This window comes from Pseudoalteromonas piratica (assembly GCF_000788395.1).
Taxonomy (GTDB): domain Bacteria; phylum Pseudomonadota; class Gammaproteobacteria; order Enterobacterales; family Alteromonadaceae; genus Pseudoalteromonas; species Pseudoalteromonas piratica.
The window spans coordinates 136,282-159,396 of sequence record NZ_CP009889.1; the positions used below are offsets into that span (position 1 = coordinate 136,282).

Sequence of the window (23,115 nt, forward strand, 5' to 3'; positions counted from 1 at the left end):
CTAAGTAGCAGGCGTTTTATTCTTTTTAGCGTGAGTCTTGTGCTCTACAGAAAACGGATCGTCACTTTTGAGCTCATTATCAAAGTCTACATGACTAATCGGTTTTGATATGAAATAACCTTGTGCGTAATCACAATCGGCGGCTTCTAAAATGGCCAGTTGTTCTCGTGTTTCAACTCCTTCTGCAATCACCTTTAATCCAAGTTTATGAGCCATCACAATAATTGCTTCACATAGCGCCTGGTTTTGTTTAGATTCTTCTAAATTCATTACAAACGCGCGATCAATTTTTAAATAATCAATATCAAATTTGGTTAAATATGACAGTGCAGCATAACCCGTTCCAAAGTCATCCAACGAGATAGCTACACCAGCAGACTGGAACTTTTTTAAAGTTTCTTTTATGAACTCGTCATCATCGAGTAGTAACCCTTCTGTAATCTCAATGCAAATGCCGTGTTTTAAACCAAGTTGTAACAGTGTATTGAGCCATATTACATCATGCTGCGTGGTATTTACCTGAAATTGCGCTGGAGAGCGGTTAACACTTATTTGAAACTGTTCGTTGTAGCTTTGCTGCCATTTTTTAACTTGCTCTGCAGCCTGTTGAAATACCCAATTACCAATGTCGATAATCATGCCAGACGTTTCAGCTAAGGGAATAAACTCGGCTGGGCTGACCATACCAAGCTCTGGGTGATGCCAGCGAATAAGTGCTTCAGCTTTATGAATGGTTTTATCTGAAATACACAAAATTGGCTGATAAAGTACTTCAAATTGTTGGTTAATAACAGCTAGTCGCAGCTCTTGCGTCAATAAATGCGCTTTTTCTGTTTTCTCTTGCAATGTTTTATTAAAGTGACGGTACTGTTTTCGTCCTTCTTCTTTCGATAAGTACATGGCTTGATCGGCAAACCTCAGTAACTCATCCATTTTCTCACTGTGATCAGGAAAAACAGTGATGCCGATACTAGCAGAGATAAAAATTGATTCATTATTGATATAAAAAGGCATTTCAATTGCTTGGATCAACTTACCTGCGATGTTTTCTACATCAGCCAGACTATAAATATTACACAGCAAGGCTGTGAACTCGTCTCCGCCGATACGCGCAACCGTGTCCGTTTCACGCAAAATAACTTTTAAGCGTTCAGAAACCTCCACAAGTAGCAAATCACCCGCGTTATGACCTAAGGTGTCATTAACTTCTTTGAAGTGGTCTAAATCAATAAAAAGAAGTGCAAATTTACTACCTGAACGTTTGCTTTTAATAATTTCCTGGTTAAGCCTATCTGTAAACATGTTGCGATTAGGCAGTTGCGTTAACGCATCAAAGTTGGCCTGATGCCAAATAACTTGCTGAGATTGCTTTTTCTCAGTGATGTCTGACATTGAGCCCACCATACGATAGGGCTTACCTTTGTCATCGCGTAATGCTTCGCCAACAATGTGGAACCAGAGCTCATGTTGCTTGGCACTGTACATGCGAACTTCAATGTCAAAAATTTCAAATGGATCTGATAAGTGAACATCAAGATTTGCATTAAACTGAGCAAGATCGTCTGGGTGTATTTGTTCTGTGAATGAGGCGAAATCATTGCCAAAAGCTAAGTTATCAAAGCCAAGTAATTCTGTGAACTTTGTTGAGTAAAACACCTCGTTTGAAACAATGTCCCAATCCCACACGCCTGCACTTGCCCCTTTTGCTGCAAGTTCGTAGCGTTGCTGACTTAAATAAAGTTTACGCTCGGTTTCATTTATTGCAGTGACGTCTTCAATAATGCCTAAATAAGCAACCAAACGTTCATCTTCAAGTAGCGGAATGGCATGGATCGCGAGTAGTTTTCCTTTGCTTTTAGATAAAGAGCGAAATGTGTAATGGAATGGTTTGCCTTTAGCTGTACTTTCGTACCATTGTTTAATCGCACCTTGACGGTCGTCAGGATGCATTGCAGAAATATAGCTGTTTCCAACAATATTTGTATTGAGTAGATTTAACACTTTATAGAGTGCATGGTTGGCAAAAATGCATTCTCCGTTAGGTTTGGCGACAAACAAACCTATTGGGGCATGCTCAAGAAGGACTTCAGGAGCAACAACACTATTTTTGACTAAGTTCCGTACCAAAATAACAATTCCATTGATAAAGTTGACACTAAGCTTTTAATAATTGTAGTCAAAATTCCATTGCATGCCCTAATTCACTTATATTTTTATGTAATTTTTTGATTACAAATCGGGCAAATGAAAATCTTTAAGGTCAATTGAGTGTGAGTGCAGCATTTGTTGGCACATTTGCGCTAGAAACGCGATTTTCATATTTGACAGTTGTCGGTAATCAAGAAACGGACAAACGATGAGTTTATTTTCAATATCAAATGCAAATTCATTGTTTAGCCATACTAGCTGCACATTCTTCAGTGACTTAATCAGCAGTTTTTTGGCATAACTACGCCCAGCAATGATGTGAAAAACATTCTTTTTGCTTAGGTTTGGAGGGCTAAACAGTAATGCGGTATGGGAGTCCTGTTGCAAAAGGTGTTTGTCGCGGAAGAGTTGCCAGCTTGTTTCTTTTTCCCGCCCATCAAATACATTTGGTTGAAGAGCGTAAATAAACTTAGCAAAAACATTAAATTGTTTACGCCAACCATTTCCACATTGCATCCCTATTTCATTTATGGCGCCAGTTGGCAATGCAATCAAGCTTTTTGGGTTAGCAAATTGTGAGTACGATGGTGCATTTTCAACATAAAAAGCAATGCGATAGCGGTTGCATCCAAATCCAACTTCTGACATGTTTCAACAGCATTTAATTATTTTTATTACTGTAACAAAATTCAAAAGGATGCGATATGGAACGCTTGTTTAGTTATGGCACTTTACAACAAGAAAATGTACAGCAGTCAAACTTTGGTCGGAAATTAGCGGGTGAAGAAGCAGTTCTAACAGGCTATCGCTTGTCAGAAATTAAAATTAGTGACGCAAATGTTGTAAAGCAAAGTGGCAAGGCATACCACCCTATTTTAATATTTACAGGCAGTGTGAGTGACGAAGTTAAAGGAAGCTGTTTTTGGCTGACACCTGAAGAGCTTGCTCAGGTTGATCGTTATGAGGTCGCTGAGTACACACGTATAAATGCCACCACGAAAGATGGCAAATCATGTTGGATTTATGCCGCATCTTCGGAAGTGTCTGCTGATTTATGAAGTATTCACTGACATATTTCATAAATCCAACTAATGGTGGCTGTCATCATTGGCACAGTTAATTTGTTCTATATCCCATTGTCGCAGGTTGAGGTGGCAGACTTGATAGATAAATAAGTAAGTTTCTTTGAGTTTATTCATAATCACTTCTCCTTTTTCTATTTACCTATATAGAAAAACCATGCCATCTTTAAAAAGCATTAATAATCAATAGTTTAATGTTTTTTATCAGAGCCTCTAGGCTATGTTGGTGCAAGCTTGCACCAACAAATGGCTAAGGTGCATAAGTGATTTGACCCAAAATAGCAGCTTTTTGAGCACCAGTGACAGACGGGGCGTTTGAGGGCAAGCCATTTAAAGTTCGATATGCCATCCAAGCAAATGCCATCGCTTCCATAAAATCGGCACTAATGGCGAAATCATCACTGCTGGCAACGCGCCATTTTGGTAGATAAGACTTAATGCGTTCAACAAGTAATGCGTTTTTAGCGCCACCACCGCATAAAATCAGTAAGCCGCTTTTTGCTTTTAACGTTTGTGTCATCGTTATCGCTGTTAACTCGGTCACAGTGGCTAAAATGTCATACGCATTGATGTTGGCATATTCTTCAAAAGACGCTAGCCAAGAAAGATTAAAGTATTCGCGTCCAGTACTTTTTGGTATCTCACTTTGAAAGTATGGGTCTGTTAACATTGCTTCAAGAAAAGCTGAATTCACGTTTCCTTTTCTTGCTAGCGCACCATTGTGATCAAACTCTTTTTCAAATCGCGTTTGGACTATGATGTCTATCAGTGTATTGCCCGGTCCTGAATCAAAACCAAGCAAGTTGTCTTTATCACATATTGATAAATTTGCGATTCCCCCAATATTGGCAAACACAAGTGATTCTTCAGGTAATTCAATAGCCAATTGAGGGCGTAAGCTTTGATGAAATAAAGGCACTAATGGGGCGCCTTGACCGCCTAAAGCAATGTCCATTTCACGAAAGTTATGCACACAATTGATACCTGTTTTTACGGCTAATACACTTGCATTAACCAGTTGTAATGAATGTGGATAGTTACTTTCTGGGTGATGAAATACGGTTTGCCCATGAACTCCAATTGCTGTAACAGCAGATGCAGAGACTTTATTTTCATTTAATAAATAATTTACAGCATTAGCATATTCATCTGCTAATTGATACGAAAGGTCACCTATGGTTGCTAAGTCGCATTGTTTTGATGTTATTAGGCTGCTGAGTTGCTGTTTGAGTGACGGTGTAAAGGGGGTTTCCAAACTTGCAATTAGGCGAGTTTGATTATCGGTTATTTCAACTAGGGCGATGTCGATACCATCTAGGCTTGTTCCCGACATGATTCCAATGTAGAGAGATGAATGTGCGTTCATAGGTATTGTGTTTGAAAGTAATAAGATGATTGTAAAGCTTAATTAAACTATATAAAGCCGTAGACCATAAATATGTAAAAAAATATTTAAAATGCAAATGGTTGTAAACAGCATGTTGTCTGAATTGTTGTGTCTTGTTAATTTGCCACTAATCTAAAAACAAGGGTTGATTATGAAAAATAATAAACTGAAGTTATCAGCACTAAGCGCAGCTATTTTAATTTCTCTAGCTGGTTGTGGTAGTGACAATGATAACAAAACAACAGTTGCACCTGATGTTGCACCTACAGCTAACGATGTAATGGTTACTGATGCCATGCAATGGATGGTATCAGAGGGCGCTCTAAATGCACGTGATGGTAATTATGACGAGCTGTCAGTTACGTTTAATGAAGCTGGTGAGACTGTAAGTGCTGAAGATGGTGTTTACACCTTTTCTCATGGTGTACTAGAGCTTGATGGTCTTAACTTTAAGTACGTTAACATTTCTGGCGAAGATGCAGAAATTGATTATACAGTAACAGCAAATGGCAAATCAGCATCTGCTAAACTAGTTGTTTCGGGTGTTAAAGGCGATCCTCTGGCTAAACATCAATGGCATCTGCGTAATACAGGTCAAAAAGCATTCGCTTTAAGTGATGAAATGAAGCAAGGTCTAATCGATTTATACGTAAACGATTTAGGCATTATGACTGAAGAAGAAGCAAAAGCATATTGGGATGCTGAATTTGCTGATGCAGAAGCTCATTATTTAGTTGCTGGTGAAGACATCAAAGCAGTTGAAGCATACAAACAAGGTGTAACTGGTGCTGGTGTAACGGCGGTTGTTGTGGATTCTGGTCTTGAAATTCGTCATGAAGATTTAGCACCAAATGTACTGCCTAATCGTTCTTTGAACTTAGTTCAGGGTGCACTTGATAAAACGGATCCTACTAGCCCAGCGGTAAATGGCGACCATGGTACAAGTGTAGCAGGTCTAATTGCAGCTAAAGGTTGGAATGGCTTAGGCGGCCGTGGTGTTGCTCCAAACACTGGTCTAATCGGTATGAACTATTTAGGTTCTGGTGATAAAGTTGCTCAAACAGACTTCTTAGTACATGGTTTCCCAGGTTCTGGTATTACTGCGAATGAAGAAATCTCAGCGTTTAACCGCAGCTATGGTATCACTTTCCCAGTGTATATTGGCTATTCAGAATTAGATGAGCAAATCGAATCGTATCCGAATCTATACCTTCGTGGTGGTAAAGGTGCGACTAATATCAAATCTAGCGGTAACAGTTTTGAAGATGGTGGTCCAGAAGGTTCTTTCTGTGCAGACAATGGCGCGAATGATTTAGGCCTTACTTGTTATAACGGTAACAGCGAACCTAGCCAAGCGCACCCTTACTACTTCTCAGTGGGTGCAGTTAATTCAAATGGTAAACACACAAGTTACTCTTCAGCAGGTGCTAACGTTTTAGTTGCTGCTCCATCTGGTGAGTTTGGTCGTTGGGCACCTGCGATGGTTACAACAGATCCAATGACATGTTTAAGTGGCGTATCTGGTTACGAAGGCCGTAATATTGCAGGTTGGAGTGCTGCTTATGGTGAAGCATTTGCTGCAAGCCAATATGTATTCGATTACCCTGGTCACCCAGAAAATTCAAGCTGTAACTATCGCTCTACAATGAATGGTACATCATCTGCAGCGCCTAATGCGGCAGGTGTAGTTTCACTTATTTTATCTGCAAACAAAGACTTAACATGGCGTGATGTACGTCATATTTTAGCTAATACGTCGACTAAAAATGATGCTAGCGATGAGGCGATTACACTATCTGTAGGTAAAGGTGATGAGGTAGGTGAATTTGTTGCACACGCTGGTTGGATTGAGAATGCTGCAGGTTATAAGTTTAATAACCTTTACGGCTTTGGACGTGTAGATGCTGGCGCTGCTGTCGCTATGGCAAAAGCATATGATACTAGCCTAGGTGAAGAAGTTGTAAGCGATTGGATTGGTGCTGGTTCTGTTGTTGGTCAAGAAGACTTAATGGTAGAAATTCCAGACAACAATGCTGAAGGTGTATCTTATAAAGTCACTATTGAAGAAGATGTTAAAGTTGAAGCAATTCAGTTTAAGTTCGATATTTTCAGCAAAGAAATGGGCTTTGGTTTTGATACAGCAAATGGTCCAGTTCAAACTACAGCGGGTACTGACTTAGCAATTGAAGTTACATCTCCAAGCGGTACACGTAGTGTATTACTATCGTCGAAACAAGCGCTTGTTTACCCAGCATTTGATTTCTACAGTGGTTGGCAACCTGGTTATATCTTGAAAAATGGTACTTTCCTTGCAAATGCGTTCTATGGTGAATCAGCGAAAGGTGAGTGGACTATTCGTTTAGTTGATACATCTGGTGATAGCTTCGCAACTGCTGATGGTGGTTCGTTTGGCTTTATCGGCTATGTTAATAACACAACCCCAACTACGATGACTGGTGCTGCGGTTCGTGTATTTGGTCATGCGGCAAACTAAGGAGTTTATGCAATGAAACTTAAATTATTATCAATGACAGTAGCTGCTATGACGTTATCAACTCAAGCTACTGCGGTATCAAAGTTTGACGCTGGAGTTGCTGATAAGGTTGATACACAAAAGCAAGTACGACAATTATCTAAAGCTGATTTTGGCATGTATAAGGTTGAAAAAGGTTTAGCATTAGTACCTTCATCAATTGCGGCTGCTGATAGTGTGATTTCTTCAAAAGGTGAAAATGCAGTTGTTGCTCTTGAAGTTCCAAATGACTTAGTAAAGCCTGGTAGTCTTGTACGTAACATTTTTACAGGTAATTTAGCGCCTATATCAGGTAACATCTCTATTTTACTTAAGAAAGGTGTTTCGGCTAATGATGTTGCAGCTGCAACTGGTTTAAAGCTGGAGTCAAGCTTTTCTGGTACTGACTTAGCTGTTGTTTCTGTTGCAGAAAACCAAGATGTTTTAAAAGCGCAAGAGCTATTAAAAGCATCAGGTCTTATTAAAGAAGCACGTATTGAAGTATTAGAGGCACGCCATACAGCGCGTTAATCTGATTACTTAACTTGTTAAGCCCGCCATTAGCGGGCTTTTTTGTTTAAATATAAAAATGCCATAAAATTGATATGCATTTAAAAATTTTTTTGAGTAGTATTTAAGATTATTTATTGCTAATACCATATTGAAAAGATTACTTTTTTTTCTATTACCTCTTTAGTTGCTACCAAGTTTAGCTTTTGCATAAAGCTTTCTAATTAATTTTTCTTAAAAATTTGTAAATGACGTGTTGCTGTTTGTTTCTTATGTTGTTAATTTTAGTAATCCAATAAAAAGGTTTATCTAAAATTATTTTCCTAGAGGGAAGTCACAATGACAAAATTTGGAACAAAAAGAACAGTAATTGCTCTATCTGTTGCGTCAGCAATTGCTACAACGGCGGTAAATGCAGCAACATTTGAACAGTATAATTACAGTGGTGCTAAAGCAATCAAGGCACAGGCAACAAAAAATAGTGATGGCCAAGAAGCTAGAGAAGCAACAGCTTGGTTAGTTAAACTGAATACTCCTGCAATTGCCCAAGCAAAAACAGCAAACATTGCTAAACAAACTGCATCAATTATGGCATCTCAAGCTGTCGTTGAGTCTGCCATTCAAAGCCAAGATCTGAACATTACGATTGTCGCTAAAACGTCGAAACTTGTGAATGGTCTTCTTGTTAAGGGTGATAAAAACGAAATTGACCAACTTGTTTCACATAACGAAGTTGATGGTATTTTCCCAATATACGACTCAAAACTTCATATCGCTGATAGTGCTGACTATATTAAGGCAACAGAGGTAGTTGCATCTGGTGTTGCAAAAGGTAACGGTGTTAAAGTTGCTGTTCTTGATACGGGTATTGACTACACGCATGCGGCATTTGGTGGCGAAGGCACCGAAGCAGCTTATATAGCTGCAGCTGAAGATCCAACAGATGCAGTTGCTTGGCCACAAGGTCAAGTGATGGGGGGCTATGATTTCTACAATATGGATCCAGACCCAATTGATGCTGGAACCAGCCACGGTACTCATGTATCTCACTCTGTTTCAGGTATTGCACCAAATGTAGAACTTTATGCATATTCAGTATGTGCTGGTGGTTGTCCAGGTGTTGCACAGTTTATGGCACTTGAAGCTGCTATGGATCCAAACAATGACGGTGATATTTCTGACCGTGTTGATGTAATTAATATGTCTCTTGGTGGTGACTTTGGTGATATTGCTACAGATGGTGTAGGCCTTGCAATTAACCAAGCTGTTAAATTAGGTACTACAGTTGTTATTTCAGCTGGTAACGATGGCGCTTATCCGTTTATCGTTGGTGGTCCAAGTACGTCTGAAAACGCGCTGTCAGTTGGTGCGATGACTCACCCAACAGATGAGTCGCTTATTCCAAGTGGTACGATTAATGGTGAAGAAGCAATTATTCAAATTGCATCATTTGGCCCGCGAGAAGCTTACAGTTTATCAAACACTGATCTTGAAGTGGTTTATCCTGACGCAAACCAAACTGCATGTGAAGCATTTGCAGATGGTACAGACTTCACAGGCAAAGCAGTTGTACTTGACCGTGGTGGCTGTGCGTTCGTAACAAAAGTATTGATGGCGCAAGAAAAAGGCGCTGAGTTTGTATTTATTGCAAATAACAATGATGATGGTACGCCTGCGCCTATGGGTGGTAGCAGCTCAGAAGTGACAATTCCATCTGTTGGTATTACCTATCAAGCAGGTATGGCGCTAAAAGAGTCAGGTATCTTCTCAGTTAATGTTGAAGCAATTGTGACTTCAGGTGCTATCGCATCATTTACATCACGCGGTCCTTCAATGGATGGTTTATTAAAGCCAGAAATTACAGCACCGGGTGTAAATATTATGACTGCACACCCAGGTACCGGTGATGGCCTTTCTGGCGCAACAGGTACGTCATTCTCAGGCCCTATGACTGCAGGTGCAATGAGCTTGTTAAAAGAAGCACATCCTAATCGTAATGCATATGAGCTGAAAGCAACGATTATGAACACGGCTAACCTAGATGTGACAATGGAGCCACGTTCACTTAACCCAGATACAGAACTTGCACCTATCAGTTATATTGGTGCTGGCCTTGTTGATGTAAACAAAGCTGCTCATCTACCTGTTGCTGCGTGGGCCAAAGACACCAAGCAAGGTGCACTCTCTCTTGGTCTAGTTAACCCGTCACAAGCTACTGACTATGTTAAAACAGTTCAAGTTAAGAACTTTACAAATGAAACCAAGACTTATTCTCTAAGCCTTGAGCAACGTTTTGCAAATGATATTGAACGTGGCGCGTTAATGGTTTCACATCCTGAATCGATTACGGTTCCTGGTGGTCAAACTGTATCATTTGATGTGACATTTAATATTGACCCAGCAAAACTTCCTGAGTGGACTCTTGACCAATCAAATATTGGTACACGTGATGCGACAGCTGATCTTACTAATTTAGAGTTAGATGGTGCACTTATTTTCTCTGAAGGCGGTGAAAAAGCATTCCACCTTGTTTACCACACTCTACCTAAAGCGGCTGCAGAGCTAGCATTTGAGCCGGTTAAAATGGAAGGTGGTACAGCACATAAGGTTACTAACATTGGTGCAGCTGATTTCGAACCATTCTTCGCACCAACTACAGTTGTTGATGATGTTGATGGCAACCGTCTAGATCTAGTAGGTGGTTCAGTTGAGATGATCCCTGTACCAGCTGAGTTCTGTGAGACTGGTTATGCTGTATTCTCTACACTGGCTATGAATGAAGGTGTTAACCACAGCTACATTGGTGGCTTTATGGTTGATTTCGACTTAGACCGCGATGGCGAATACGATGTTACTGCACAAAATGGTAAATTAGAGTGGTTCTATGATGTTGAACCAACGCAAATCTCGTTTACGCATGGCTATGGTTCTACAAGTGGCTGGTTAGGTAATATGTTCCATACAACTGGTAACAATTACATGACCATTATGTCGTGTTTAGGTGCATTTGGCTTAACCGCTGACGATATGGGTATCACCGCAGATGTGCGTTTCCGCATCGAAGAATACACATGGTCACCAATCGCTTATGATTCATTAGACAATGCAATGGGTACCTTTACATTTACGCCTTCACAACCAATAGCTGCTCTTATGACAGCTGATGGTAATTTGGTTGAATCACTGGCAACTGGCGAATCTGCTTACCTAGCACACGCTGGTCAAGATTTCATGATTCTTTCTGAGTCTGGTTCAAAAGCGATTAATGCTACACCAAGTGCTGACCGTGCTGTTGCGCCTATGCTTGCTGACGCTGAGTTCTCAATTGCTGAAAATTCAGAAGATGGCACGGTAGTAGGTATGCTAGAAGTTTCATACGGCGCTGAACTTGCTAATATGGTTTCTGAGTTTATTGTTGTGAACCAAACTTCTACAGCAGTAAAACTAGAACAAACAGGTGAGATTGTGGTGGCAGATAAGTCTGTTCTTGATTACGAGGCGGGCCTAACTGAAATCGAGATGGAAGTTGTAGTAACTGATACTGCAGGTAATATTTCAGAGCCAGCAATGGTGAAAATTATGGTAACGGATGTGAACGAAAACCCATTACCAGAGCCAATTACACCACCAACAACTAAAAAATCATCAGGTTCGTTTGGTTGGTTAGCACTATTAGCTGCACCATTAGCGTTTATTCGCCGTAGAAAAATGAAGTAATTATTTCATTTTGCTGAAAAAGCCCGCAAATGCGGGCTTTTTTTAATTCTTTTTTCTGACGCATCAAATGCTTAGTTGTGTGTATACTACATCTCCCCCGAATTGCACTCTGAAAAAGCTGCAGTGTGCTTACTGTGTACTACAATTTATTTAACTAGATAATTTTTATGATTTTTATTGGCATCGTGTTATGAAAAAGAATCAATCCATTACAGGGAATGAAGTAAAGCTAAGGTCAACTCAGCGTATTGTCTCTACCACTGACCTAAAAGGCCGGATTACTTATGCTAACCAAGATTTTATTGATATAAGTGGCTACAGCAAGGAAGAGTTGGTTGATCATGGACATAACATAGTTCGTCACCCAAATATGCCTGCGCTAGCATTTAAAGATCTTTGGGACACCATCAAACAAGGCAAACCTTGGATGGGCATTGTTGATAACCGCTGTAAAAATGGAGACAACTACTGGGTTGATGCTTATGTGACAGCAGTGATGGAAGGAAAACAAGTTGTTGGTTATCAATCTGTACGCTTAAAACCTGAAGAAGATTATATAAAACGAGCGCGAAGCCTTTATAAAATGGTAAACCAAGGCGCAAGTTTAAGCCAAAAATTGCAAAGCGCGCTATCTTTTAAGTTGATGGGAAAACTGGCTTTTTCAAGTGCTTTAGCCGTTATAATCCCGAGTTTGATAGCTTTGATGTTTGGCGTGTCTTTCGGCCAGCTTTGGCCTTTATTGTTTGCCTTCATTTTATTTATTATTTGCTCAGGCTTCATAGCCAAACCCTATCAAGACGCAGCATCAAAAGCGCGTGAAGTATTTGATAATGATATTGCCAAACAAGTTTATACGGGCAGAACTGATGAACTTGGACAGTTGCAACTCACCATCAAAATGCTACAAACGCAACAAGAAACTATCGTATGGCGTATTAACGATGCAACTTCAGGCTTAGATACAGTTGCACATAGCACGATGGATACCGCCGAAAAAACGAATCAATTAATGCAGCAACAAAACCGCGAAGTGGAACAAGTTGCAGCCGCGATTAATCAAATGTCAGCCACGGTTAAAGAAGTTGCACAAAATGCATCCTTGACCGCCGATGCTACTCAAGTTGCTGATAATGAGGTGATTGAGGGACAAAAAGTAGTTGATAGAACCACTTCGGATATTAACGAACTGGTTCGTGAAGTGGAATCTGCGGTGGAGGTTATTAACAAACTAGCATCAGATAGCCAACAAATTGGTACTGTGGTTGATGTTATTCGTGGCATCGCTGAACAAACCAACTTACTTGCGTTAAATGCCGCGATTGAGGCAGCAAGGGCTGGCGAACAAGGGCGCGGGTTTGCAGTGGTAGCTGATGAAGTACGAACACTTGCTGCACGCACGCAATCATCGACAGAAGAGATTCAACAAATGGTTGCAACCTTGCAACAATCGGCAGGTGAAGCTGTTTCTGCGATGCAACAAGGGCAAAATAGAGCGGAGCAAAGTGCTGATCAAGCACAATTGGCGAAAGCATCGCTGAGCCGTATTTTAGATGCTGTTAATACGATTACAGATATGAGCGCACAAATTGCCACAGCTGCAGAAGAGCAGTCTGCTGTCTCCGATGAAATCACCAAAAATGTGATCAATATTGATAATGCTAGTAAAGAAACTCTTGATGCATCTGAGCACGCATTTGAGTCAACTGAGAAGTTACTTAACGAAGCGGAGCGTTTAACGACGATGGCAAAACAGTTTAGCCAGCATCGTTAAATATTAAACTGATGTAGTTATTACAAACAAAAATGCCGCGACTATCGCGGCATTTTTATATTTGTGTCCCAATTACTTAACAGGGAAACCGCGGTCGCGCATCAACGCTTCAACCTTGGCATCACGTCCTCTAAATAAACGGTACGCCTCAGCTGGGTCCATTGCATTTCGGATAGAGAATAGGTGCTTAACAAGTTTGTCAGCGAGTGCTTTATCATAAAAGCCACCCGGTGCTTCAGCAAAGGCTTCTGATGCATCAGATGTCAGTACTTCAGCCCATAAATAGCCGTAATAACCTGCAGAGTAACCCTCACCAGAGAAAATATGACCAAAGTGTGTGCTGCGGTGGCGCATTACTAATTCACTCGGCATGCCAATCGCGTCAAGTTGCTCTTTTTCAAATTTAGCAGGGTCAATCTTTGCAGGATCGGTTGTATGGTAAAGCATATCCATGATCGCTGATGCTAAATATTCCGTTGTTTTAAAACCTTGGTTAAAGGTTGCTGACTTCTTAATTTTAGCCACCAACTCTTTAGGCATTGCCTCGCCTGTTTTGTAGTGCACGAGATAGTTGTTAATCACTTCATCCGTTGTTAACCAACGCTCAAGTAATTGCGATTGGAATTCAGTGTAGTCGCGAACACCTGAGTGCGATTTAGGATACGCAACCGTTGCTGATAAGAAGTGTAGTGCATGGCCAAATTCATGGAAATAGGTTTCGGCATCTGACCAAGAAATCAGTGTTGGCTCACCTTCAGGGCCTTTAACAAAGTTTGAGTTATTTGATGACAATACGGTTTTCTTTCCATCAAATGTAGTGTGGCTACGGTAGGTTGTTGCCCACGCACCAGAACGCTTACCTTTACGGCCGAATGGATCAAGGTACCAAAGGCCAATGTGCTCACCTGTGGTTTTGTCTGTTACATCCCATACACGCACATCTTCATGGAATACAGGTACAGAGCCTGCAGCTACTTCTTTAAACTCAAAGTTAAATAAGCGACCCGCAACATAGAACATTGCATCGCGAAGTTTATCTAGCTGTAAGTACTGCTTAACTTCGTTTGAATCAAGATCGTATTTTGCTTTACGCACTTTTTCTGCGTAATAACGGTAATCCCATGGAGCAATCTTAATATTTGCGCCTTCGCTGTCAGCAATCGCTTGCATATCAGCAACTTCTTCTTCAACACGCGCAATCGCCGCTGGCCATACTTTATCCATTAATGCTTTGGCATTTTCAGGCGTTTTCGCCATACGGTCTTCTAAACGCCACTGGGCGTAGTTGTCGTAACCTAATAACTGCATACGCTCGTGACGAAGCGTTAAGATGTCTTTAATGGTTTGATTATTGTCGTACTCGTCGCCATTACCACCACGGTTATAGTAGTTTTTCCATACTTGTTCGCGCAGTGCGCGTTCATCTGAGTAGGTTAAAAATGGATCCATCGATGAGCGAGAATTAGTGATAGCAAACATTTCTGGTTTGCCACGTTCTTTTGCAGCAGCCTTAGCCGCAGAAACCAGTGACTCAGGCAAACCTGAGAGCTGCTCTTGTGTTAAATACACCACATAGTTTTCTTCATCTGCTAATACATTGTTTGCAAACTTAGTGTGAAGACCTGCAAGCTCTTGATTGATTTCTGCAAAGCGTGCTTTTGATGGTTTGTCTAGCGTTGCGCCATTACGTGCAAAGCTGTTGTAAGTTAACCAAGTAACGCGTTGTTGTTCAGCTGAAAGTGATTTAAGGGCTTCGCTTTCATACACGTTTTTAATGCGCGCAAAAAGCTTTTCATTTTGCGTAATTTTTGAATTGAAAGCCGAAAGTTTAGGTGCCATTTCTTTTTGAATTGCACGGAATTCAACGCTTGAGACGTTAGAGCGCCAGATACCATAATAGGTGTAAACACGGCTTAATAAACTGCCAGAACGCTCTAGTGCCGCAATGGTATTTTCGAAAGTTGCCGGTTCAGGGTTATTTGCAATCGCATCTACTTCAGCTAATTTTTGCGCCATAGCTGCGTCGAAAGCTGGCTTTAATTCGCTCAATTTTACTTTGTCGAATGCAGGTACCCCATTATAAGGACCACTAAACTCAGCAAGAATAGCGTTATCGTTTTTATTTTCTGCCGCAACTGTTTGCTCTGCTGTTGGGGCTGTGTTTGTTGTAGTTGGTGTTGACTTTTCGCCACAGCCAGATAAAGCGAATACCGTCGCTATCGCAACTAGCGAAAGGTTTAGTTTTTTCATTGTATATTCCTAAAATTCTTTTTTTGAGCGCACCCATGCATGCTAAAAAGCTTTGCGCCTAAGTACAATGCTTTTGCGTTAAACAAGCGTTTGCTTAAGCTCAAGCTCTGGTGTGATCTCGCATAATGCCCCGTTAATTAATGTTAGGTTTGGCGCTTGGTGGCCAATATCCATATCATAAATAACTGGAATGCTTATGTCGGCTTGTTGCAATGCCTGGTGAAAATCTAATTGCTTATCCCCCATTAAAGCAGCATGTCGACCAATGAGCAGCGCTTTTATCTGAGATAAGTGACCTCTGAATTTGAGCATAAGTAACGCGCGTAGCCAAGCGGTGGGGGATAGCTCAGCATTCTCAATATATAAAATCACTCCCTCTTGCTGATAGCGCTCGCAAAAGCTGCCGAGGTCAAAATAGGGGCTATCTAAAGTAAAGATAATGGTGTCTAAACAGCCACCAATTAAACGCCCAGAAACCCCAGAATTTGGCCAGTTTAGCGTGTGCCAAGTAGTTGGCTCATTTAAGTTATAAGGCAGTTCTGGATTTTCAATAATATTACTGTATTCGTTTTCAAAGGAAGTGGACGATGTTTGTGAAAAACTCTGTTCTTTGCTTAGCGTAATTGCTTGATAAAAGGCACGTGTTACTTCATCTTGTTGCTTGGGCACAAGTTGCATTAGATTGGCGGTGTGCATGCTTGCCCAATTTAATCGAGTGGAGATGGCTATTTGTAACGTGCTGATATCGGAAAAGCCAATAATCCACTTTGGTTTAGCAGAAGCTAGCCTGTCAAAATCAAGCAGCTCAAGTACCTCCATTGCAAATTCGCCGCCCCATGGCGGCATAATGGCAGCAATGCTATCGTCAAGCAGATACTGCATTAACTGTTTGGCTCTAACTGCTTTTGGTGCACTTACATGTTGATGATTGTGCGTTAAGTTTGGATCTAACACCAATTCAAAGCCTAATGCTTCAAAATGACTGAGCGCGATGGCTAATCTTGGCTGAAACGCTTCAGCCACGCCAGAAGAACATGCACAAACAGCAATTTTACTGCCTGCAATCAGTGCATTAGGGTATTGCATTACCTGTCTCTTACATAATGATTTTGCACCACTGTATCGAGATACATTTTACTTGCCAAGAGTTTGAAGCCTAAAGGTTCAGGTAAATCGCCAAATAGCGGATAACCGCCGCCTAACAGCACAGGGAGCCGGGTAAGAATCATTTCATCGACTAAGTCTTCTTTTAAGAAGCTTTGAATCGTTTTACCACCATCAATGTATAAATTGTGATAACCCAATTCCGTTAAGTTTTTTAAGATGTTTTGCAATTCACCATTAACAAAAAACACCTTACCCTCATACCCTTTGGGTATGTGCGTTAATGTGCTGCTTAGTACAAATACTGGTTTGCTGTAGGGCCACTCAACATCAAAAGACAACACCATTTCGAAAGTGTTTCTACCCATTAGTAAGGCATCTATCCCTTCGAAAAACGCATCAAACCCAAGATCATCTCCTGTGGGATTTGGTAATTGATGAAGCCAATCTATTTTATTATTTTTATCAGCGATATACCCATCAAGGCTAGTTGCAATAAATACTTTATTTGCCATCACAATATCTTCTTTTAGTTATTAAATTTAATGGTTTTATTATTTTATTCGGCCAAAAAGCATAGGCATCTCGAACAAATTCTAACTTAGCGCAAAAGTGAACGTGGTGCTAATAACAGTTAGTTGTTTAGAACCGAGCGATTAAATTTTAGTTGGTTATAAAAAATTCAAAACATATGTGTTTTTAATCAATAGAAGGGTTTTGGTGTAATTTCGCATTTATGAGCGAATTTAGTTAAAGCTTCTATACTTAAAGCTGTTTCGAAAGGAAAGTATGATGCTTCGCTTGCTATTTTTCATCTGCTGTTTTTGTAGTCTCAAAGTAACCGCTGAGACATTTACTGTGCTTAGTTACCATAGTGCAAACCCACCTTATACTTTTATTCAAAACAAAAAAATGAAGGGAATTTTCCCTGATATTTTTAATCGAATTTCAGAATTGACAGGGCATCAATTTAATTTTGTTAGTTTTTCCGTTGCGCGCGGCCTTAATTTATTTGATCAGGGCAAAATTGACATTGAACCCGGCGTTAATCCGCTTTGGCGTCGCCATACTAAATTGCCTGGCATTTATACTGATTTTTATGCGCTTTCTCGGGAAGTGGTGATTAGCAAAAAGTACAATCAAGAAAAAAGTCCACTGGATCTCTATGGCAAGGTGTTGGGCATTGTACGTGGGTATCGCTATGGTGATTTTGAAACGCACTTTGCAGATAACAAGATTGTAAAAATTGACGTTCGCTCTGAACTAGAATTGTTGACACAACTAAACCATGGCCGCATCGATCATGCCATTATGGGTGAAGCAACCGCTGACTATTATCAAAAAGTTAACCATGCTATGCAATTTACCCCTGTTTTGATGGTAAGCGAATTACCGGTTGCTATGCGTTTACAACCGCATTTAACGTCATTACAAGCGCAGTTGAATGATGTTTTACAAAAAATGACTGAAAATGGGGAAATTGCTAAAATTTACGCAAAATATGGGACGCGACCCTAGCGATTAGCGTATGCTTAAGCCCCCTCTTCCAGCTTGTGCATTTTATGAAATACGCTTTTCACAACACACCACCAGATAGTTTGTATGTAAACGAGGTTAAGGCAAACTGTTGGCCAAGATCATTTTCTTATTCTGATTTTAAGTCCTTGTTAAAATGGCTGTTGAAAACTCTTATACTTGATTCAAGCGCTGCTTGTTCATGTTTACAAGGCAAACAATATGACCAATAGGCAGTTTTTTTTATTATTATTGTTGGCAGCTATTTGGGGTGCCTCATTTTTACTTATTCGCATTGCAGTCGATAGTTTTGCGCCAGTTTTTCTTATTGAGGCGCGGGTTTTATTTGCTGCTGTGAGCCTTTCATTAATGGCAATTTTGATGCGCCGCAAAGTGTTGATTAAAGGGCTCGGTCGGCATTATTTTATTGTCGGACTATTTAATTCAGCAATTCCATGGATGTTATTTGCCTACGCAGCACAAACGCTCACTGTTGCGATGTTAGCCATTTTAAATGCGACTGCGCCAATTTGGGGTAGCTTAATTGGTCGAATTTGGCATGGACAGCATATCTCAAAGCAAGGCTGGTGTGGTCTTGGTTTAGGTATTTTAGGTGTTATCTTGATGGTGGGGCTTGCGCCAGAGATGATTAATTCAGAGAGCCTGAGCGCATTACTCGCAGCAACCTTTGCCGCTGGGTGTTATGGCATTGCAACTAACTATACAAAGCATGTGAAACTTCAGGTTTCAGGCTTTGATACCTCACATGGCAGTTTATGGGCCACAGTGGTTCTACTGCTCCCTTTGCTTCCATTTTTTCCAATGAATCATCTTCCTACATCAGATGAGTGGTTAGCCGTTGTTATTTTAGGCATTGTTTGCACGGGCATTGCGCTTATTTTTTACTTTGATTTGGTGGCGGAAATAGGTTCAGCTTCGGCATTATCTGTGACTTTTTTAATACCAGGGTTTGCAGCCATTTGGGGTTATATTGTGTTAGGCGAAGCGCTTACGTTTAATGTTGTTGTTGGCATTATTACCGTATTGCTAGGAACCATGTTAGTGACAGGCTTTTCACCAATGCGCTTTCTCAAAAAGCGTAAAGGGGATTTACAGGCATCAAGTAAACTGTGACATATTGTCGCAGTTTGCGCTTTTTACTTTGTGTTTAATCACGGGATTACAGAAAATTTCCGTTAGTTTGTATACGGAAGTTTTTTATGAAAAGTACCTTAAACGCAATTACCTTATGTATTCTCTCTCTTCCATCCTCATTTGCATTGGCAAATGGCGAAATGGAAGTCATTACGGTCAGGGCGCAAGCAAACCAATTCGATATTTCAACTCAGCAGGCAACTGCGAGTGTCTCTTTACCTGATGTATCAGATTGGTTGCTGTCAGTGCCTGGGGCGAATGCCAACAAAAATGGTCAAATTTCAGGTATAGCTCAATATCGTGGTTATTACGGTGATCAAGTAGCAGTAGCTATTGATGGGGTCAAGCAAATTGGTGCTGGTCCAAATGCGATGGATGCACCGTTAAGTTATGCCTCGCCATTGTTGATAGAGTCGGTTGATGTTTATCGTGGTATTGCACCTGTAAGTAGTGCACTTGATTCAATGGGTGGCGTGGTGAAAGTGAATCAAAAACGCGCTGCTGATATTGAAAATAATGAACGCAACTTGGCATTGAATGGTGCGTACCTGAATAACTTTGATGGTTACAATGTTTCTGCTGTGGCAGGCGCAGGCTTTGAATCATTTGCTGTTAACAGTTATGTTGCAATACAAAATGCCGATGATTATCAGGATGGCGAGGGTAGGGAAGTAAAGTCGTCGCAAATTGAAAGAGTGCAATATGGTGTGGATGCGGCATATCGTAATACACAGTCAAGTTTAGGTTTAATTTGGCAACGAACCGATACCAAACCAACAGGTACTGTTGCGCTGCCAATGGACATTGATTATGTGGAAAGTGATCGCGTTAAGCTTGATTATCAAACTAATATAAATGAGATATCCGTTGATGCTTTCGTTGCTTACCATCAAGCAGAACATGGTATGGATAATTTTTCACAAAGGCTTAATAACAATGGTCAAAAACACCGATATAACACAACGGATGTTGAAAACCTAAGTTACTTTGCGGCTGCAAAATTTGACCACTGGCAATTTGGTTTGGAGGGGTATGTTAGCGAACACGGATCGCGTATCACAAATCCAAACAACGCAATGTTTTACGTCGAAAACTTCAATCACGTTGAAGATAACCGCCATTCTTTATTTGCTGAGTGGCAAGCAAAAGTTAATAAGCTGAGGCATTTAGTCGGTGCACGTATTAAATACAATGACGCTGATGCGGGGATTGTTTCCAGCTCTATGGCGATGATGAACCCGAATATTAAGGCGTTACAAGAACAATTTAATAACGCGGATCGCAGTGTCAGTGATACCACGGTTGATATTAGCTACTCTGGCAAATTACAACATGCAGAGCATTACGCTAGTGAACTGAGTTTTGGGTTTAAACAACGTGCAGCATCTTACCAACAACGTTACCTGTGGTTACCCATGCAGGCAACAGGCGGCTTGGCAGATGGCAAAACGTATATTGGTAATATCAACCTAAATCCAGAAACAGCGTATCAAGTTAATCTATCTTGGCAATATCAAGTTGATAGCTTTAGTATTTCACCACAAATTTTTTATCATCAAATTGATGACTACATTCAAGGTACACCTTCGCAAAACATGCCAGCCAATATGGTGGGTAACATGATGGCAGGGCAGGCACCTTTGCAATTCAATAATATCGATGCTTATTTATATGGTGGCGATGTCAACATGGCTTGGCGTTTAAATAATGCGTGGCATTTCACCAGTGTGGTGAGTTATGTTAAAGGTAAACGCGACGATATAAAGGATGATTTATACCGTATTGCCCCGTTAAATGGGCGGATCACCGCATTTTACAGACAGGGTGATTGGCAGTCTCTGTTAACTGTGAGCGCTTATGCAAAACAAACAAATGTGAGCGAACTGAATAACGAGAAAGAATCAGCAGGTTATGCCACTTTGGATTGGCAACTCGATTACGATGTTAATTCGCAATTACGTTTAAATGTGGGTATCTCCAACTTGTTGGATAAAGCATATAGCCCGCATTTAAATGGCAAAAACCGTGCTATGGGCAGTGATATAAATGTAGGTGAAGGTGTTCCAGAGGTCGGTAGAAACGCGTTTGTTGGCTTTAACTATTCTTTATAAAATGGTTTTAAAAAGGAGCTTATAGCTCCTTTTTATGTCATCACTTTCAAATATATAACTTTCGTTTTTAACTATCTGAAGCATTACACTTTAAAAATACTAATATCTTTATCAAGTTTTCCTGAGAGCTCAGAGAGTGTGCGCCCTGTTTGTGCCATATCAGAAGCGCTTACTGTCACGCTGCGGATACTGTCGCTAAACTCATTGATATTTTGTGAAATCTCTGCCGCAACTGTTGTTTGCTCTTCCGTTGAGGTAGAAACCACAATATTCATGTCAGCTATTTCAGTGATTGCATCGGCAATGGATTGAATGGAGCTTGCTGATGCAGCTGCAATATCGACACTCATATTGGCTTTACTTGACGCATCTTCCATACTTGATACTGCGCGCTGTGAAGCATCTTGTAAGGCAACAATCATAGAACTGATTTGTTCGGTTGCCTTCTGCGTATTATGCGCCAATTGACGCACTTCATCTGCTACAACAGCAAACCCTCGACCTGACTCACCTGCACGAGCTGCCTCTATTGCTGCGTTCAGCGCTAGCAAGTTTGTTTGTTCTGCCACGTTTTGAATTATCTGAACCACTGAGTTAATTTCATTACTTTTTTCACTCAACAAATCAATGTCTTTTTGAGTGTGACGAATAACCTCATTTAACTGGTTAATGGAATCAATATTTTCCTGTACTTTTGCCAAGCCATGTTTTGCCGTGTCGTCTGATTCATTAGCTTTGTGCGATGTACTGACTGCGTTAGATGCCACTTCACCAATGGCTGCGCTCATTTCAGTAATGGCCGTCGCAATCATCGCGGTTTGGTGCTCTTGCTGCTCAGTGGTGGCAGCAACTTGACCACTGCTGCGCGACATCTGTTCTGATTCACTGCTCAAGGTTTTAACAGCGTTAAGTAACTCTTCAATTAAGGATTGAAAGTGACTTATCATGGTATTTACGCTCACAGCGGTGCTTGAAAACTCATCGTTACCTTGCACTGCAACACGTAAAGTTAAGTCTGTATTGTTAGCGATGTTTGCCATGGTCGTGCCAATATTTCTTATCGGCGTAATAATGGATCTGTAGATGGCTAGTGCCATAACTGTGGTAGAAATAAGTAGAAAAATACATGCAATAATTAAAGCTGTTTGTTCAGACTCATAAGTTGCCGTTGCACTATCGGTGAACTCTTGTGAGGTATTGAGTTGTAGGTCAATCAAATCATTTAAGCTACTGCTGAAAGGATCAAACACATCATACATTTCTTTGACAAACAGTTCCGGTGAACTTGAAAGTGGTTGATTACTGACAAGCTGGTTTTTATACCAGTTCACTTTTTGCTTAACCTTATCAAATAACCTTTCGCTAGTTTGAATAAGGCGTGACTCCTCAGGTGTCAGCTCTGTTTGTAAATAAGCTTGCCAGTTTTCTTTTGCTACTTTTTCTGCACTATCAATAGCGTTAAGCAACTGGCTTTTGGACATTAACTGAGCATTATATTTATGTAAATTATCAACAATACTTACCGCGTAATTATCTGATACAACTTTGATTTGTTTGAGAGGCACTACGCGATCATTATTAATGCTTTGAATACCAGAGACTAAGGATTTTGTGAGTCCTAATGTGACAAATGCAAGAACAATAAACGCCACAATGGGCACTGTGATGAGGATTGTGAGTCTGCTTTTAACACTTACAGTATTGAGCATAATAGTACCCTTGAACGTTGGTAACGCTTAGTGTTGTTAAGTCGTTACGTCAGGTTTCGATTAATACCCTTCGACATGCTTGCTTTGTTTATTTAGTCCTCCTTGTCTTATGCCTCAAACAAAACAATGTCATAAAACATTCCT

Annotated in this window: 15 protein-coding genes; 8 read left to right on the forward strand and 7 right to left on the reverse strand. The window is 40.5% G+C overall.

Annotated features, from left to right (window positions below; translation table 11 throughout):
- Positions 1–2,127: a sensor domain-containing protein gene (locus tag OM33_RS15390; RefSeq protein WP_052141086.1), complete on the reverse strand. Its 2,127-nt coding sequence runs from the start codon at positions 2,125–2,127 to the stop codon at positions 1–3.
- Between the two features lie 102 nt (positions 2,128–2,229).
- Positions 2,230–2,796 carry a DUF6942 family protein gene (locus OM33_RS15395; protein ID WP_040134817.1) on the reverse strand — a complete coding sequence of 189 codons (567 nt, stop codon included), beginning with the start codon at positions 2,794–2,796 and terminating at the stop codon, positions 2,230–2,232.
- Between the two features lie 56 nt (positions 2,797–2,852).
- On the opposite strand from OM33_RS15395, the gene OM33_RS15400 reads away from it, so the two are divergent.
- Positions 2,853–3,206, forward strand: coding sequence for a gamma-glutamylcyclotransferase family protein (locus tag OM33_RS15400; RefSeq protein ID WP_040134819.1), 354 nt, complete (start codon positions 2,853–2,855; stop codon positions 3,204–3,206).
- Between the two features lie 274 nt (positions 3,207–3,480).
- Here OM33_RS15400 and OM33_RS15405 read toward each other — a convergent pair whose 3' ends face one another.
- Positions 3,481–4,596 (reverse strand): anhydro-N-acetylmuramic acid kinase, encoded by a 1,116-nt coding sequence (locus tag OM33_RS15405; protein ID WP_040134821.1) that lies wholly within the window; start codon positions 4,594–4,596, stop codon positions 3,481–3,483.
- A gap of 172 nt (positions 4,597–4,768) precedes the next feature.
- On the opposite strand from OM33_RS15405, the gene OM33_RS15410 reads away from it, so the two are divergent.
- The 4 genes from OM33_RS15410 (at position 4,769) to OM33_RS15425 (ending at position 13,127) form a co-directional block, all read left to right on the forward strand.
- Positions 4,769–7,111, forward strand: a complete 2,343-nt coding sequence (locus tag OM33_RS15410) for a S8 family serine peptidase (protein ID WP_040134823.1) — start codon at positions 4,769–4,771, stop codon at positions 7,109–7,111.
- Positions 7,112–7,123: 12 nt separating this feature from the next.
- Entirely contained in the window at positions 7,124–7,660 is a 537-nt protein-coding gene (locus OM33_RS15415) for a hypothetical protein (RefSeq protein WP_040134825.1), read from the forward strand.
- 318 nt (positions 7,661–7,978) lie between these two features.
- On the forward strand, positions 7,979–11,356 hold the full coding sequence (locus OM33_RS15420; protein ID WP_040134827.1) for a S8 family serine peptidase: 3,378 nt from the start codon (positions 7,979–7,981) through the stop codon (positions 11,354–11,356).
- 190 nt (positions 11,357–11,546) lie between these two features.
- Entirely contained in the window at positions 11,547–13,127 is a 1,581-nt protein-coding gene (locus OM33_RS15425; protein ID WP_040134829.1) for a methyl-accepting chemotaxis protein, read from the forward strand.
- 72 nt (positions 13,128–13,199) lie between these two features.
- Here OM33_RS15425 and OM33_RS15430 read toward each other — a convergent pair whose 3' ends face one another.
- The 3 genes from OM33_RS15430 to OM33_RS15440 all read right to left on the reverse strand — a co-directional run bounded on the left by OM33_RS15430 (position 13,200) and on the right by OM33_RS15440 (position 16,996).
- The gene (locus OM33_RS15430) at positions 13,200–15,377 is read right to left on the reverse strand and encodes a M3 family metallopeptidase (RefSeq protein WP_040134832.1); all 2,178 of its coding nucleotides are present in this window, start codon (positions 15,375–15,377) and stop codon (positions 13,200–13,202) included.
- 78 nt (positions 15,378–15,455) lie between these two features.
- A complete protein-coding gene (locus OM33_RS15435) occupies positions 15,456–16,463 on the reverse strand; it encodes a S66 family peptidase (protein WP_040134834.1) in 1,008 nt (335 codons plus the stop codon).
- Positions 16,463–16,996, reverse strand: a complete 534-nt coding sequence (locus tag OM33_RS15440) for a dihydrofolate reductase family protein (protein ID WP_040134836.1) — start codon at positions 16,994–16,996, stop codon at positions 16,463–16,465. Before OM33_RS15440 ends, OM33_RS15435 begins: the two co-directional genes overlap by 1 nt.
- 277 nt (positions 16,997–17,273) lie before the next feature.
- Here OM33_RS15440 and OM33_RS15445 point away from each other — a divergent pair, with 277 nt between their 5' ends.
- The 3 genes from OM33_RS15445 to OM33_RS15455 all read left to right on the forward strand — a co-directional run bounded on the left by OM33_RS15445 (position 17,274) and on the right by OM33_RS15455 (position 21,262).
- The gene (locus OM33_RS15445; protein ID WP_407681061.1) at positions 17,274–17,999 is read left to right on the forward strand and encodes a substrate-binding periplasmic protein; all 726 of its coding nucleotides are present in this window, start codon (positions 17,274–17,276) and stop codon (positions 17,997–17,999) included.
- A gap of 219 nt (positions 18,000–18,218) precedes the next feature.
- Positions 18,219–19,130: a DMT family transporter gene (locus OM33_RS15450; RefSeq protein ID WP_040134838.1), complete on the forward strand. Its 912-nt coding sequence runs from the start codon at positions 18,219–18,221 to the stop codon at positions 19,128–19,130.
- Positions 19,131–19,216: 86 nt separating this feature from the next.
- The gene (locus OM33_RS15455) at positions 19,217–21,262 is read left to right on the forward strand and encodes a TonB-dependent receptor domain-containing protein (RefSeq protein WP_040134839.1); all 2,046 of its coding nucleotides are present in this window, start codon (positions 19,217–19,219) and stop codon (positions 21,260–21,262) included.
- Positions 21,263–21,345: 83 nt separating this feature from the next.
- Here OM33_RS15455 and OM33_RS15460 read toward each other — a convergent pair whose 3' ends face one another.
- Positions 21,346–22,971, reverse strand: coding sequence for a methyl-accepting chemotaxis protein (locus tag OM33_RS15460; RefSeq protein WP_040134842.1), 1,626 nt, complete (start codon positions 22,969–22,971; stop codon positions 21,346–21,348).
- Positions 22,972–23,115: the final 144 nt, after the last annotated feature.